At 62.2% G+C, this 15,600-nt stretch carries 12 protein-coding genes; 5 read left to right on the top strand and 7 right to left on the bottom strand.

Annotated features, from left to right (window positions below):
• The first annotated feature begins 62 nt into the window (after nt 1–62).
• From M1D93_RS01020 to M1D93_RS01035, 4 genes are all read left to right on the top strand, one after another.
• On the top strand, nt 63–1,004 hold the full coding sequence (locus M1D93_RS01020) for an ABC transporter permease (RefSeq protein WP_461173353.1): 942 nt from the start codon (nt 63–65) through the stop codon (nt 1,002–1,004).
• Nucleotides 1,001–2,770, top strand: a complete 1,770-nt coding sequence (locus tag M1D93_RS01025; RefSeq protein WP_461173354.1) for a dipeptide/oligopeptide/nickel ABC transporter permease/ATP-binding protein — start codon at nt 1,001–1,003, stop codon at nt 2,768–2,770. Before M1D93_RS01020 ends, M1D93_RS01025 begins: the two co-directional genes overlap by 4 nt.
• Nucleotides 2,767–3,648: an ABC transporter ATP-binding protein gene (locus tag M1D93_RS01030; RefSeq protein WP_461173355.1), complete on the top strand. Its 882-nt coding sequence runs from the start codon at nt 2,767–2,769 to the stop codon at nt 3,646–3,648. Before M1D93_RS01025 ends, M1D93_RS01030 begins: the two co-directional genes overlap by 4 nt.
• 1,142 nt (nt 3,649–4,790) lie before the next feature.
• On the top strand, nt 4,791–6,011 hold the full coding sequence (locus M1D93_RS01035; protein WP_461173356.1) for an MFS transporter: 1,221 nt from the start codon (nt 4,791–4,793) through the stop codon (nt 6,009–6,011).
• 819 nt (nt 6,012–6,830) lie between these two features.
• On the opposite strand, the gene M1D93_RS01040 is transcribed toward M1D93_RS01035, so the two are convergent.
• The 6 genes from M1D93_RS01040 to M1D93_RS01065 all read right to left on the bottom strand — a co-directional run bounded on the left by M1D93_RS01040 (nt 6,831) and on the right by M1D93_RS01065 (nt 12,861).
• Complete coding sequence (locus M1D93_RS01040) at nt 6,831–7,538, bottom strand: GntR family transcriptional regulator (RefSeq protein ID WP_461173357.1); 708 nt, start codon at nt 7,536–7,538, stop codon at nt 6,831–6,833.
• Between the two features lie 142 nt (nt 7,539–7,680).
• Nucleotides 7,681–8,766: a zinc-binding dehydrogenase gene (locus tag M1D93_RS01045; protein WP_461173358.1), complete on the bottom strand. Its 1,086-nt coding sequence runs from the start codon at nt 8,764–8,766 to the stop codon at nt 7,681–7,683.
• Between the two features lie 4 nt (nt 8,767–8,770).
• The gene (locus M1D93_RS01050) at nt 8,771–9,835 is read right to left on the bottom strand and encodes a maleylacetate reductase (protein WP_461173359.1); all 1,065 of its coding nucleotides are present in this window, start codon (nt 9,833–9,835) and stop codon (nt 8,771–8,773) included.
• A gap of 11 nt (nt 9,836–9,846) precedes the next feature.
• Complete coding sequence (locus M1D93_RS01055) at nt 9,847–10,485, bottom strand: alpha/beta hydrolase (protein ID WP_461173360.1); 639 nt, start codon at nt 10,483–10,485, stop codon at nt 9,847–9,849.
• Between the two features lie 89 nt (nt 10,486–10,574).
• Nucleotides 10,575–11,528: a VOC family protein gene (locus M1D93_RS01060; RefSeq protein ID WP_461173361.1), complete on the bottom strand. Its 954-nt coding sequence runs from the start codon at nt 11,526–11,528 to the stop codon at nt 10,575–10,577.
• Between the two features lie 160 nt (nt 11,529–11,688).
• Nucleotides 11,689–12,861, bottom strand: coding sequence for a flavin reductase (locus tag M1D93_RS01065; RefSeq protein ID WP_461173362.1), 1,173 nt, complete (start codon nt 12,859–12,861; stop codon nt 11,689–11,691).
• Between the two features lie 223 nt (nt 12,862–13,084).
• Between M1D93_RS01065 and M1D93_RS01070 the strand changes: the two genes are divergently transcribed.
• Nucleotides 13,085–14,335 (top strand): acyl-CoA dehydrogenase family protein, encoded by a 1,251-nt coding sequence (locus M1D93_RS01070; protein ID WP_461173363.1) that lies wholly within the window; start codon nt 13,085–13,087, stop codon nt 14,333–14,335.
• Between the two features lie 143 nt (nt 14,336–14,478).
• On the opposite strand, the gene M1D93_RS01075 is transcribed toward M1D93_RS01070, so the two are convergent.
• Complete coding sequence (locus tag M1D93_RS01075) at nt 14,479–15,564, bottom strand: zinc-binding dehydrogenase (protein WP_461173364.1); 1,086 nt, start codon at nt 15,562–15,564, stop codon at nt 14,479–14,481.
• Nucleotides 15,565–15,600 lie beyond the last annotated feature (36 nt).

Consider the following 15,600-nt stretch of genomic DNA (forward strand, 5'->3'; position numbering starts at 1 on the left):
CCGCGGGGGCGCCAGCAACCACCGGCGCCCCCGCCCCCACACCCACCCACGGAGGCCCTGCCATGTTGAGAATCGCCGCACGCCGGCTCCTGTTGTCCATCCCCCTGCTCCTGATCGTTTCCGCCATCACGTTCGTCCTTCAGTCCTTCGTCCCGGGCGACCCTGCCACTTCCCTGCTCGGGGTCAACGCCACGCCCGAACAATATGCTGCGCTGCGCCAGGAACTGCGCCTGGACGAGCCGTTGCTTGTGCGGTACTTGGATTACCTCGCGAACGTCCTCAGCGGAAACCTCGGCACGTCCATTTTCACGGGCGATGCCGTGACCACTACGCTCCTCCAGCGCCTGCCCGTCTCGCTTTCCCTTGTGATCGCAACGACTGTGGTGGCGGCCCTGATCGGGCTGGTGCTCGGCGTCCTCAGCGCGACCCGCACCGGCTTCATTCGCCGCGCCGTTGACGTACTGTCGCTGGTCGGAAGCTCGCTGCCCAACTTCTGGGTCGGCCTGGTCCTGACCTCCATCTTCGCCGTCACACTTGCCGTGCTGCCGGCAACCGGTTACGTCCCGTTCCAGGACTCCCCATCGGGCTGGGCGCTGGCCCTGATCCTTCCGGTCGCCGCACTGTCACTGCACGGCATCGCTTCCATCGCCAAAATGATGCGCGACGGGATGATGAGCGCGCTCAGCCAGGACTACATCAGGACCCTCCGCGCCTCCGGAGTCCCGCACCGTTCACTGGTCTGGAAACACGCTCTGCGGAACTCCAGCGTTTCCTTTGCCACCATGATCGGACTGGTCTTCGTCAACGCCATTTCAGGTGCCGTCGTTGTGGAGAACGTTTTTGTCCTCCCCGGCCTCGGCACCCTGGCAGTGGACGCCACCAACCGCCACGACATCCCCGTCATCCAGGGCGTGGCCCTGGCATTCACGGTCCTCGTCGTCATAACCAACTTCGTCGTGGACATCGCCTACGGCCTCATTGACCCAAAGGTTCGTGTCTCATGACTCTCCCCACCGCCGCCACGCCATCACCGGCCCGACCCCTGGCAGGTATCGTTACCGCGCTCCGCGCCAAGCCACTGGCTGCACTCTCCCTGGCCGTGCTCGCACTTGTGACCATTGCCGTAGTGCTCGCTCCGCTGATCGCGCCCTATGACCCGCTCGCGCAGGATCTTTACGCCATCCTCCAGGGCCCGTCCACAACACACCTGCTCGGCACTGACGCGCTGGGCCGCGATGTCCTCTCCCGCCTCCTCCATGGCGGGCAACCCGCCCTTGGCGGCGTCGCGACCGCACTCGCCATTTACCTGGTCACCGGCGTCGTGCTTGGCATTGTCGCCGGTTACCTTGGGGGCCTGGTTGACCGGGCCGTCAGCGCAGTGGTCGACATCCTGATGGCACTGCCAAGCATTGTGATCGTTATGGCCGTGCTCGCCATCTTCAATCAGTCCCTTACTGCATCAATGATCACCTTCGGATTCCTTGCGGCCGGCAACCTCATCCGCGTCATCCGCGGAGTCTGCCTGACCGTCAGAGAGGAATTGTACGTTTCCGCGGCGCTGGTCTCCGGGCTAGGGCACGGGCGGATTATGTTCCGCCACGTCCTTCCTGCAGTGATGGGCCCACTGGTGGTTCAGGCCTCGTTCTTCGGCGGAATTGCGCTGTCCCTTCAAACCGGTCTGGGCTACCTCGGCCTCGGAACCATACCCCCGGCCCCCAGTTGGGGTGGGATGGTAGGAGAGGCTGCCACCGTCATGGCGCAGAGCGGCTACCTGCTGTTCATCACCGGCGGGTTAATCGCCCTGATGAAACTGGCGTTCGGACTACTCGGCGACGGCCTCCGGGACATGAACGCGGAGAAGAAAAAGGGAGGCTCCGCCAGCCGGCCCCAGGCCACCCGTTCAGCACGGGCCGCGGCGGACGTCCAGCCGCTGACCCGAACGACACCGGCCCCCACCTCAGGACCGCAGATCCCCGGCGCGCTGCTCGATGTTCGCGACTACACCATCGGGTTCAGCACCAACGCCGGTGCTGTCACGGTCGTTGACTCCATCTCCTTCACCCTCGGCAAGGGTGAGATCCTGGGACTGGTCGGGGAGTCCGGCAGCGGCAAAACAGTCACCGCGCTCTCACTGCTGGGTCTGCTGCCACCAAACGGCCGCGTCACCGCTGGTGGTGCCTGGCTGGACGGGAACAGCATCGTCAACCTCACAGAGAAAAACTACCGCCCCATCCGCGGACGCAGGATTGGTCTCGTCTCCCAGGAGCCGATGGTCGCGCTTGACCCACTGTTCACCATCGGGGACCAGCTCGGCGAAGTCCTGCGCCACCTGGGCGCCGGACCTTCCGCCGGAGTAAAGGCCCGGACGCTGGAACTGCTGCGCAGCGTCCGGCTGCCCAACCCGGAAGAAGTCGTCAAAAAGTACCCCCACGAACTCTCCGGCGGAATGATCCAACGCGTCGTCATCGCAATGGCTCTGGCAGGAGACCCGGACATCCTCATCGCCGACGAGCCCACCACCGCCCTTGACGTCACGGTCCAGGCCGGAATACTGGACCTGCTCCGCGACCTGCGCGACAAACGCGGGCTGGCCATCCTTCTCGTGACCCACGACCTCGGAGTGGTCGCTGACTTGTGCGACCGGGCCATCGTGATGTCCAAGGGCAGAATCGTGGAGGCGGCAGAGATCGACGACCTGTTCTACGCGCCGCAGCACGAATACACGCGCAAACTCATCGACAGCACCCCGAGCCTGGAGAAAACCTCATGACACCCACCACGGAACCATCAGGATCTGCCCGCCACGGCAGCACCACCGCGGAACCGCTGCTGGAAGTGTCCGGACTGGCCGTCGAGTACTCCAAACCTGGCTTCCGGAAAAAAGCCAACCGGGTGATCGAGGACGTGTCCTTCCAGCTCGGAGAAGGAGAGACCTTGGCCCTGGTAGGGGAGTCGGGGTCTGGCAAGTCAACGATCGGCAAGGCAATTCTCGGTCTGACGCCCGTTACGGAAGGAAGCGTGCGGTTCCGGGGGCGTGAGATCAGCCAGCTGACCCACAAGGAACGCCGGCCGCTCGCGACCGAATTGCAGGTCATCTTCCAAAACCCCTACGGTTCCCTGAACCCGGCCCTTACGATCGGGGACATCATGGCCGAGCCCCTGCTGGCAGCCAGGCGGGCGACGAAAGCCGAAGCAGCGGAGCGGATCCGCGTGCTCCTTGACCGGGTGAACATGCCAGCAGATGCCGCCTCCCGCTACCCCGGCGACTTCAGTGGCGGGCAACGGCAACGCATCGCCATCGCCCGAGCGCTGGCCCTGGACCCCAGTGTGATCGTCTGCGACGAACCCACCAGCGCGCTGGACGTCACCACCCAGGCAGCAGTCCTTGAGCTGCTCGATGAACTCCAGGACCGGTTAGGCGTCTCATACCTCTTCATCACCCACGACCTCGCAGTCGTCCGGCAATTCGCTGACCGCACCATCGTCCTGGAAAAGGGACGCATCGTCGAAGACGGACCCAGCGCCGAAGTCTGCGAAAACCCACAACACCCCTACACCCGCAAACTCGTCGCCGCAGCCCCCATCCCGGATCCGCACAGACAACGCCAACGCCGGCACCGGCGACTTGCCAGCATCTCCGCGAACTAGTTCCGTTGTGGTCGTCCCGCTGCGCCGATCCCACGAGCTGCACCCGTCCTGCGTCGCACCGAAGCTCCCGTCCAGGCTGCCGCAGCGGTAGGCAAAGTGGCCCGCCGCGGCCACTTCGCCCCTTCGTTGATTCGCTTCGAACAGTGGTACGGAAGGTAACCAAGTTAAGTACCGTAATTCCGCCACCCAGCAGCACGCTCGCAGCTGCCTGGTGCCGTATCAAAGGAGATGCACGGATGAGTAATCGAACTGAGTCCTAAACCGGCCGCGCCAACCGCGGGGGCGCCAGCAACCACCGGCGCCCCCACCCCCCACCCACCCACCGAGGAAGCTTTTCCATGGACAACATTTACACAGGCGCCCAACGCGGCCAGCAAGAACCGATTGCATCGCCAACGCGACCACTGGGCGGTCAGGCCCGCCTAGGAAATCGGGCCAAAAGGACACAAGGAACGGGCTACTCCAGACAGTGGGACAAGGTCTCACCGGGGGACACTGTGGAAGTTCGCCTGGATGGCACCCGATTCGAACGGGGTGTCGTGGACCTAACTTCCGAACGGGGGGACAGCGTCTGGGCCATCGTTAGCGTCGGGGAACGCAGACTTTTCCAAAGGGACGACGGCTACGATCTGATCCTTATCCAGGCTGAATTCACCTAAATCCTCATGCCCTGACTCGTGTGGAAGAACGCCCACGGCTCAGCCCGGAAACCGAGCGGCTGATGTGCTGTCGTGTAGTCCTGTTGTCATTTGAATATATCGCTGGTGGGCATGGGGTTGTCCCGATCGGGCCGCGACCGGCCCTTCTACATCATGGCGCCGCAGGTGCTCCTGCGCAACCATTTCCGTCGACACGACGATCTTGTACCGATCCTGCAATGGTGCTGGCCTAGCGGCAGGGCAACGTCGGCGAGGCGCTTAGGACCTTTCATCTTTCTCTTCCTAATGACGGCTGCTTCCCGACGCAACAGGGCGCTGCGCCACAATTCGCCGATAGCTGTTCGCATTTCGAACATTTGTTCCTGAGACGAACGCACTGTACTCTAACTGGCGGTAAGCATGCCGTGGATCACGTCCAGCTGTGACAGCACTCTCTTGAACGGTTGCCGTTTCCAATCTTTTCCCTAAATCAATGAGGATTTCATGACACTTTCTCCTTCCGACCGCCCGTCACGTTGGCCGGTGTGGCTGTGCTGGCTCGCGATGGTCCTGGACGGTTTTGATCTCGTGGTGCTCGGCACCGTCATCCCCACCTTGATCAAGACGGGCGAGCTTGGCTTTGACGCGGTCGGCGCTACTTTCGTCGCCACAATCTCCCTCGTGGGCGTGGGTTTGGGAGCACTCTTTATCGCCCCACTCTCGGACCGTTTCGGGCGCCGAAACCTCCTGATTGCATGCGTGCTCTGGTTCTCGCTGTTCACCCTCGCGGTGGTGTGGGCTCCGAACGTAGCAGTCTTTGGTGCTTTCCGGCTTTTGGCCGGGGCCGGGCTAGGGGCCTGCCTGCCGGCCGCCCTCGCCTACATGAACGACTATGCCCCGGCCGGTACCGCCGGTAAATCAACTACCCGTACGATGACCGGGTACCACGTCGGTGCAGTGGCCACCGCCTTCCTGGCGATGATCGTCATTCCGGACTGGCGCACTATGTTCGTCGTGGGAGGCATTGCCGGCCTGGTCCTGCTGCCGTTCCTGTGGTTCAAACTGCCCGAGACCTTGCCGGCCGTCAGGACTGTCAGGACAGAGGAGAAAACCGGGTTCCGGGATCTGGCTAAGAAGCCCTACCCCCTGGTCGCCGCGGGGATCGGTGCGGCGTCGTTCATGGGGCTGCTGCTGGTATATGGCCTGAATACCTGGCTTCCGCAGCTGATGGCTTCGGCCGGTTATCCCGTTAGCGCAGGGCTTTCCCTGCTCCTTGTCTTGAACCTCGGGGCCGTTGCCGGACTTATTATCGCCGGCGTCCTGGCTGACAAGCACGGAACCAAGCCCATCGTGCTGCTGTGGTTCGGCCTTTCGGCGGTGTGCCTCGCCCTTTTGAGCATCAAAGTCGACAACGCGATCCTGCTCAACGCGCTCGTCTTCGTCACGGGAGTGTTTGTCTTCAGTTCCCAGGTACTCGTTTACGCCTGGGTCAGCCAACTGTTCCCGGCCCGCCTACGCGCAACCGCACTCGGGTTCGCTGCCGGCGTCGGCCGCGTCGGCGCCATCGCAGGACCTGCCGTGACAGGCGGCCTGGTCGCCGCCGGTATCGCCTACCCGTGGGGTTTCTACATCTTCGCAGCCGCCGGCGCCCTGGCAGTGCTGGCCCTCCTGACGGTCCCGCACACCGTCACCAACACCCGCGAGAACGCCACGGCTCTCAAGTAACTCGGGCGGTAGGCGGCGTCACATGCTCTGCGGCATGTGACGCCGCCTGTGGATGACATCCAGAACGGCCGCGACGCGTTGTGGTCCTGAACAAGGACAGCCAGCAGGTTTCCTTCGACCGACTGCACGTCACACCGACGGGCTGACCAATCAGCGCACTTGAAGCTCTGGCACCTGGGAGTTACACAAAAACAGGAACAGGCGGTGGCGCTCCCGCCGGCTGTTTCTCCTGAGAGGCGGGGACGTCTCCGTACCCCTAAAACGGATTCCCCGCCCCATTTCTGAACGCCGATGACCGTGATTCCGTCAACCTGACCGAACTTGGACAAGCTCGCTCCGGTGACTCTGATCCGTCCACAGCTGGGGGGTTAATTCGGGTTATCCACGGCTGGGTATTGAGGGAGCGGTTGGGGTAGCTCCCTTAGAAGCAGTAGCGGTGGATAACCATAGGAATTGTCCCCGGGTGTGGGCGGTGGGGCGGCTGGGCTTCTTCGTGGATCGCAGTATCAAACCCGTCGCTGCGGAAGGCCAGGAGTGACATCTGTCAGGTTTGGGGTGATGGTTAAGTGCCCTTGCGGGATCATCGGTGGAAGCGTACATGTGTCATGCCCGGAGGTAGAGCTTCTGATGCTTCCTGCGGAAGGTCCCGGACGGCGATGTGTATGGCCCGTCGCGGGTTTGCATCGCGATTGGGTGCCCAGAGGGGCGGCGAGATCGTCGACGGGTGCTGCCTAAAAAGTCTCGTGACCGTGGGTCATGGAACATGAACCGCGTGAGTTTCAGTGGCAAGATATCGGGGAGGGCGAAGCGTGGTCAGTCTTAGCTGGCTTCTTCTGCTTCCCTGAGGCTCTGCAAAGCGTTGGCTTCGGTCCGTCGGATGTGCCGCGCGTAAAGTTCGGCGGCAAGTTTGCCATCACCTGCCTGGACGGCTTCGGCAATGCCCCGCAGCTCTTCCACGGCTTGGCTGTGGCCTTCGCGGGACATGGCTTGGGCCCTGAGTACACGCACCCGGGCTTGGATAGTCTCCGTCAGTTGTGCAAATACCGAGCTGCCTGCTCCTTGAACCAAGACATCGTAAAAGACATCCTTGGCCGCCAGGATTGCGGAAGCCTCGTCACGGTCGGCGGCTTCAGCAAAAGCCTCAGCTGCTGCATTTAGGCGCAGGATCTGGGATCTTGAGGCTTTCTCAACGAAGCGTTCCACCAGCAGGGACTCGAGGACCGCTCTCGCTTCATAGAGATCGTGCGCCTCGTCCAGTGAAGGTTGCGTGACAATGGCCCCCTTCTGGGGCACTACGGTGACCAGCCCTTCGGAAGTGAGTTCACGGAGTGCTTCCCGGACAGTGGTCCGCGACACTCCCAACTGCTCGATCAGTTCACGCTCCACAAGCCGCTGGCCCGGCTTCAGCCGGAAATCAAGAATGGCTTCCCTTAAGGCGGCGATGACCTGTTCCCTGAGTGGGGCAGCTATGCGGCCTACGGGGCTGGATACCCATGCCTCGGACAAGGAGTTGGATGTAGTGGTCATGGGTCCTCAGCGATCGATGAAAAATGTTGCCCTGTCATACAATTTATCATCGTCTTGGTGTACCACCGGAAGTACACGCCCGGAATCTAAGTAATCCTCAAGGGCGGTCCCTGAGGCGACTGACGCAACCGCAAGGGTTTGATCAAAAGACGAGCACTCCGCTGAGATCTCGCAGTTCCCCGGAGGCGTACATCGCCTCATTGATCTTTGACAACGGATATTCAGCGCTTACGATGCCAGCAGCCTGATAGCGCCCACTCTCCATATGGCCCAGGCACAGCGGGAGGTCCCGGCTAAGAATGCTCTGTCCGTTCTGGCAGGCGAGGATACGCCGCCCTTGTATCGCCATGGCCATCTGCGGCAGGCTGACCGTCGCCTGAAACTGCTGAACTCCCGTCAGCACAACGGTTCCCGCCCTACGGGACATAAGAACTGCCTGTTGGACGGCCAGTTCCGGTCCCGCCGCTTCAAGCACGACGTCGGCGCCGCGGCCACCCGTGAGGGATCGTACCTGTTCCACCGGGTCAGACGCGGTAGGGTCCACGGAGTGGGTAGCGCCCAGTGACATGGCAAGGTCGCGCCGGGCCGGAACCATGTCTACGGCGATGACGCGTTCTGCTCCGGCGACGCGTGCTGCCTGAACCATCCATTGTCCGAGGTGTCCCAGCCCCACAACCGCTACTGATTGTCCGGCCTCTACCTGGGCTACGTTGAAAACAGCCCCGTGCCCCGTGGTGACGCCGCAGCCCAGGAGACTCAATTGGCTGGTTGGCAGGTCGCTTTCAAGGGTCCACACCTGGTTCTGGTTCGCTAGGACGTATTCCGCGTAGGCTCCCACACGGCCGGCGGCCTTGAGTGGCGTACCGTCTCTTTTGGCACCCACTATCGGCTCGGGCTGGTCCATCAGGGCGCTGCACTGATCAGGCCTTGCTATGCCGCAATAGAAGCAGTCGCCGCATTCGGGCGTGCCTGCCACTAGCACCTGGTCCCCGGTCTTGAAGCGGGTCACCCCGGCTCCGGTGCCCTCCACTATTCCAACGGCGGTGTGCCCCAAGATGACGGGCCGCGTCTTGTTCCGCATTGCTTTCCATCCCAGCCAGTCGGTGGAACAGAACGGCGCGGCGGTGTTCCTGATCACGACTTCACCCGCTGCAGGGTCCTTCATTTCAACGTCGTGGACAGCCATGGGGACGCCGAATTGTTCAAGTACCGCCGCTTTGAAGATCATTGGCCTAGAGCCCTGGTGCCGAACCTGCGTAGGCGGACTGGAGCAGTGATGTGAGGTTTTCCCTGGTGACCTCGCGAGGATTGGAGGCAGGAATCTTGGGGAGGATGAGTTCTACGGCCTCGGAAATGTCTTCTTCCGCAAAGCCATGGTTCTTCAGCGCCGCGGGTGCGTCGAGACGCTCACGCAGCAGGTTCAGACCCCCTGTGGCGTCGTTGGCACCGAAGGCTGCCGCTATGCGCCGTGCTGCTTCCGGGGCTGCCGGGGCGTTGAACGCCAGGACGTACGGCAGGACTGTTGCGTGGGTCTGGGCGTGGGGCAGGTTGTAGGCGCCGCCGAGAACATGGCAGATCTTGTGGTGCATCCCGGATCCGGCAGAGGCGAACGCGACCGCTGAGAGATAAGCGCCGTACAGGGCCAGTTCCCGTCCTACAAGGTCGTCAGGGCAGTCCTTCACCAGTGGCAGCCCCTCATTCAGGGCGCGGATGCCCTCAGCGGCCAAGGCCTGGTTAATAGGATCAGCCTTCGGCCCCCACATTGAATCAACGCAGTGAGCAAGGGCATTCAGCCCAGAGGCCACGGACAGGTCCACGGGCAGCGAAACGGTGAGCTCTGCGTCGTAAATTACGGTGACGGGGAGGACTTTGTCATCCACTCCCGTGGTTTTGCGCGATGCCTCCGTCAGTCCCCAGACGTTGGTGGCTTCCGATCCGGCGTATGTCGTGGGTACGGCGATGATGGGCAGGTCCAGCGTCATAGCTACTGCTTTTGCCATACCGGTAGTTGACCCGCCGCCGATGCTCACCAACAATCCGATGCCGTGCTCGACGGCGGCAGCACGCGCCTTTTCCGCCTTTTCGATTGGCACGTGGGGGGCGACGTCGTCGTAGTTCAACGTCACGTCGATTTTCCGCGAAACGGCGGCTGCGATCTGGGCCTCGAACTCGGAGGCGATCACCATCACCTTGTTCGGGCCGATGCGCGCCACCTCAGCCTCGAGATTCTCGGCGGCCTTTCCTGAACCGAAGAGCACCCTTTGTCCCAGGGTGGTGTGTTCAAAAACCAAAGACATGTCAGTCCTATCTAGATGCTTTGCAGGAGCCGGTCGACGGCGGCCATGGCCTCGTCCGTAATGATGTGCTCATCACCCGGCGCAATGACGAGGTCGACGGCGGCCCCCGCCTCGGACAGCGCGTTGGCCGTTTGTTCCACGCGATACTTAGGCACCCACGGGTCATGCTCAATACTTCGCATCACCGCCGGCGTCCCCTCCAACGGAGACCCGTCACGGGCAGCAAGGATGTCAGGGCCTACAAAACCGCCGGTCAGGAGCGCGAGTGCACCGTAGCGGGATGGCCTGGTCAGGACCAGATGGGAAATGAGGCAAGCCCCTTGGGAAAATCCCCAGAGAACGATGCGATCGCGGGGAAACCCGTCCGCCTCCACCTCCGTCACGAGTGACTCCAGGGCGTCGAGGGAGCGGGACAAATTGGGTTCGTTATGGTCAAGTGCTTCAAGGAAGGGCCTGGGGTACCACGTCTGTCCCGGGGCCGTGGGGGAGTAGAAGCGGATTCCGGTGGAATCAAGGCGTTCGGCCTGGGCGCGCATAAAGGCGGGCGACTGTCCCCGGCCATGGACGGCAATAACCGCCGCCCGCGCCTGACCTATCTCGCTGCCCCAAGTGGTGACCGGGGTCTTTGCTAGCGGATGCTGAGGCAACATTGAGTCCTTCGGGGGGGGTGTGGGGCATTCTCCTGGCCGGCGAATTGTCTGCCGGCCAGAAGAACGCCAGTGAGCTGCGGGTGGGCCGCTTAGCTCTCGACGGGTTCGAGCTGGTCCATGATGGATTTGCGCTGGTCCTCGAAGAAGGGCGGCAGCATGAATGCCTGACCGAGCTCCTCAGGTGATTCATCGCAGTCCCACCCGCCCTCATTGTGGGTCACGGCGAGCTCAAACAGTGCCCCGCCGGGTGTCCGCACATAGTGCGACTTGAAGTAGGTTCGGTCCTTCAGTTCCGAGATATCGGTGTAGCCTGCTCCTTCGATTTCAAACTTGATTTGGTTCTGGTTCTCCAGATTGTCCAGGTTCCAGGCGAAGTGGTGGTACGTGCCGGCACCGTAGCGCCAGGTGCCCTGATCGTCTGTGCGGTTGCCGGTCAACTCAACGTAGTTGCCGAACTTGTCGTCACCGACCTGGAAGCGGACCCGGTCGCCTTCTTCCTGGATGTTGCCTTTAGCTGAGAACACGTCCTGTGCGAACTCCACCATCCGGTCCTGGTCATACACGTGGATGCCTGTGCCGTGGATGCCGTGGATGGCGTTTTCAGCGGGAACGCCGTTGCCGGTGTACCCCTCCCTGGTGTCCCCGTCGTTGCCCACCAGGACGTATTCAATGCCCGAAGGGTGGCGGAAGTTGACGCGACGCTCGCCGAAGACTTCCGTCAGCTGGGTTTCGACGTCGTGCTGTCCCAGCCGCTTGTCCCAGTAATCCAGGGAGCCGGACGGTACCGAGAGGAAAACCTCGCGGGCCTGGTTGGTTCCGCGGGATCCGTACAGGCCTGCTTGGGCCCACGGAAAAGTGGTGACCACCGAGGACGGATCGCCGTTCGCGTTGGAGTAGTAGAAGTGGTAAATCGGGGTCGATCCGTCATAGAGGACGGTCTTTTTGATGAAGCGCATGCCCAGGACTTTGGTGTGAAAATCCACATCCTCCTGGGCGCCGCCAACCGAAAGCGTTACGTGGTGGGAACCGACGACATACGTCATTGCTATCTCCTTTGGTCTCAATGATGGCCAGCGACGTCTCTGTCTGCTGAGGTAAAGCTGTGGTCTAAAGCGGGGGAATAGGACTCAGGCCTAGCCGACGATCAGACTGTCATACAATCGTAGAAAAACTTGAACGGCGAGTCAAGAAGTTTGCAGGAACTTATGACGTTTCGCCGGCAGCTGGCACGGTGACTGTTTGTTCCCGGCTGCGCATCTGGCGCGGACGGTCCGCATGCTGCCGCAGGACTGCCAGGGCCTGTTCCAGGTCTCCGGTTTCGTAGGCCTCCACCAACTGCCTGTGGTCGTCCAGGAGGGCGGTGGTCGCGTAGGTGGAGCGGCTAATGGTCCTGGCGTTCAGTCCGGGGAGGCCGAGGCGCCGGTACGTCTCCAGCAGGACGCGGGAGCCGGCGAGTTCCACCATGTATTCGTGGAACCGCTCGTTGGCAACTATCCAGGCCGCGGGATCGGTGAAGTGGTCATCCCGTACAAACTCAAGCGTCGCTTCCATGTATTGGCGCAGGGTTGCCAGCTGCTCCGGACTGGCCTTCCCGACAGTGCTTTCCGCAACACCCACTTCGATTGCCAGTTTGGCTGCGTAAGACTCGAAAATGATGGACTCGGGCACCGGCGCGATGATGAACTGTCCGGCCTGCTTGCGAAGGAGCCCTTCACCGAGCAGTGCGGTGAGCGCGCGGTGCAGCAGGTTCGAATCGACCCCCATGTCTTCGGCCAGCCGCCTCGGATCCAAGGTTTCGTCGACGTGGCTGCCTCTGCTGATGATGCGTTCACGTACATCCCGCAGCACTGAGGCCTCCGGAGCCATCAGCATCCGGCCAAAACCTCCCCGGAAATACGCCAGGGGGTGGCCGGGGTAGGCCACTGCATCTTCCGCATGGGCCAGGAAGACGTAGTGGGTTCCGGCCTCGACCTGTTCGCTGACGCGGCAGACCAGGTGCGCGATGGCTCCGATCAGTAACGGGGACCCATTGGCATCCACCTCTGTGGCTACGCCGTCGAACTTATCGGCCACTTTGGAGGCGAAGCGTCCGGCCAGTTCGATGTGGTCCTCCGCAAGGACGTTCACGGCAAAGGTGCCGCTCTCTGCAACGGCGTGGGCGGTGGCAGAGGACTTGTTCAGGCAGATGAGCAGCATTGGCGGTTCTGCCGACAGCGAGCTCACGGCGCTGGCAGTTGAGCCGAAGTCTCTGCCGCCGCTGTGCGTTGTAATGACGGTGACCCCGCTTGCAAAGCGGCCAATGACGTCACGAAAGGCGTCTGAGGTCAGTTGCGTGGACAGGGCTTGGGCTGGCTTCCCGCTGGTAACCATGGGCATGGCTGATCAACTCCTCTTTCTGGGTGCTGGCACCCGAATGCTTCATTGCATGAGGCGACTGTATCATCATCATACAATCGTGAATAGGCCTATCGACGACCCCCTCTGAGGGTCGACGCAATAGGAGAGTAGGTGTGGGCTGCGGCATCAATCCTTGCCCAGCCACACAGCGCTCTGATAATATCGTCATACAATCCATGCATAGACGCACAGGAGCCTCATTATGACCACAAGCCTTTATTCCCCCGCCCATCCCGGGCGTGCGGGAAGTCAGGATCCGACTCCCGACGAGCTGGTGGCCCGCGCCGTTGGACTCCGGCCGCGACTGCGCGAACTGCAGGCCGCCCACGAGCAGCTGGGCGGATACTCGCAGGAGATCCACCAGGAATTCCTCGATGCCGGGTTTTATCGGATACTTCAGCCGCGCAAGTATGGAGGGCTGGAGTACGGCCTGGACGACTTCATCAGGGTTGGAATCGAGATTTCCCGGGGGGATCCCGGCGTCGGCTGGTCCTTCATTCTCGGGGCCGGTCACGCCTTCCACGTCGGCTCGTTCTACGGTGAACAGGCCCAGGAAGAGCTTTTCGGCCACGAAACGTTTATCGGTCCGGGCCGGACCATCCCCGCCGGCAAAGCGGTCAAGGTCGACGGCGGTTACCGGCTGACGGGAACGTGGGACTATTGCTCGGGTTCCATGTGGAGCACGCACGTACTGGTGGTCGCGCCGACCTTCTCTTCGGAAAACGACGGCCAACCTGTGCTCCAGATGTTCGCGGTGCCCCGCTCTGACTACACTGTCCTTGATGATTGGGGCGGGGACCGGACCATCGGTCTCCGCGCCTCCAGCTCAAACTCCGTCAAAATCGACGGCGCATTCGTGGCCGGGCACCTTGCCATCCCCTACGACTTCCGGGAACACGTCCTGGGCACTGAGGGCACTCCCGGATACCAGCTGCACAAGAACCCCATGTACCTGGGCCGGACCATGACCTTCTTCAACGCCGAGCTTGTGGCCACACAGATTGGCGCCGCGTGGGCGGCACTGGATGAGTTCGAACGGCTGATGGAAGTCCGGATGGCCAGTTTCCCGCCCCGCCAGGCCCGCCTCGACAGCCCCGAGTACCACCGATGGTTTGGCCAGCTGCTGGCCCTGGCTGATTCGGCCGAATGCCTGCTTCTGGCGGGGGTGCGGCAATATACGGAACTGGGCCGCCGCTGGGAAACTTCGAGTGAGGAGTTCACCCCTGAACAGGATGCACGGCTCCGCGCCGTGGTTCAGCAGGCGGCCAGGCTGGCCAACGACGCGGTGGAGCTCGCCTTCACCACTGCAGGTTCCAGCTCAGCCAAGAGCGGGTCACCGATGGAAAAGTACTACCGCGATACGGCCATGTACAAGACACACATCGCCGCACAGTGGGACGTCACCTTCGGCTCACTCTCCCGCTTCCATTTCGGGCAGCCGCTGACGTTCTGAATGATTTCGCGGGAGGCCGGCGCGCAAGGATGAACTGATCACACAGAAGTGGGCGTGGCACTGAGACAGTGCCACGTCCACTTCGTGTTTAAAAAACATAGAACTGGGCGCCGGCACTGAGACAATGGCGCGCCCAGTTCGTGTTAGAAAACGAAGACGCCGGATAAGTCGTGGAGGGATTCCGACCTTTGAAGCGCAACGTTGATGTCCTCCAGCCCGTATCGTGACGTGATGATGGGCTCTGCCTCCAGCAGTCCGCGCTCCAGCAGGTCGATGTAGCGTGGGAGGTCCCTGCGCATCCTGACATTGCCGTTCTGCGTGCTGAGCATCTGGCGGCTCTGCACAGCCAGCGGAATCTGCGGGAACGTCACCTCAGTGCCGGCCTGATCCAGGCCGCTGAAAACGACCGTTCCGGCCCGGCGGGAAAGGGCAAGGGCCAGGCGTTGAGCGTCCGGTTTTCCCGCCGCCTCGATGACAGTATCCGCACCGCGCCCTGCAGTGAGGGACTTCACGACGTCGGCGGCGTCCTCGTTCGCAGGGTCGATCACATGTGTTGCTCCCAGCTCGCCTGCCAGGGCCCGGCGGGAGCTGTGCGGCTCCACTGCGATGATCAGTGATGCACCCGCGAGCTTGGCCGCTTGAACCGCCCATAACCCCAAGTGCCCGCATCCCACTACAACGACGGACTCCCCGGGCTGGACCTTCCCGACATTCAGGACGGCCCCTACACCAGTAGTGATACCGCAGCCCAACAGGGAGAGCACGTCGTACGGCAGGTCCGTCACAACGGGGAAGACCTGGTTTCGGGAGACACTCATCAGTTCCGCGTAACCGCCCACGCAGCCCGCCGCCGAGACCAGCAGACCGTCAGAAGTTGTAGCGACGTCGGGATAGACACCGCCGAGGTCAAACAGTTCCGAGCACTGATCCGGCCGTCCCGCGCTGCAGTAGTAGCAGCTTCCGCATTCCGGAGTCCCCGGCACTATGACGCGTTGCCCGGGGAGAATGTCATGGACCTGGGCGCCGACTTCAATAACCTCCCCCGCTGAGGCGTGTCCCAGGATAGTGGGGGGTGCCTTTCCGAGGTTGCCGTGGAAGCTGGTGACGTCCGTGGAACAGAAAGGACTCGCCTTGGTGGCAATGAGGACCCGGAACGGGTCCAGGTCAAGCATCTGGACGTCTTCAACAGAAAAGGGGACGTTGAACTTCCTGAGCAGTGCGGCGCGCAATACAAACACCTCAATGTGGTTTGGTAATTCAGGATC

It is taken from the genome of Arthrobacter sp. Z1-9, assembly GCF_054792695.1.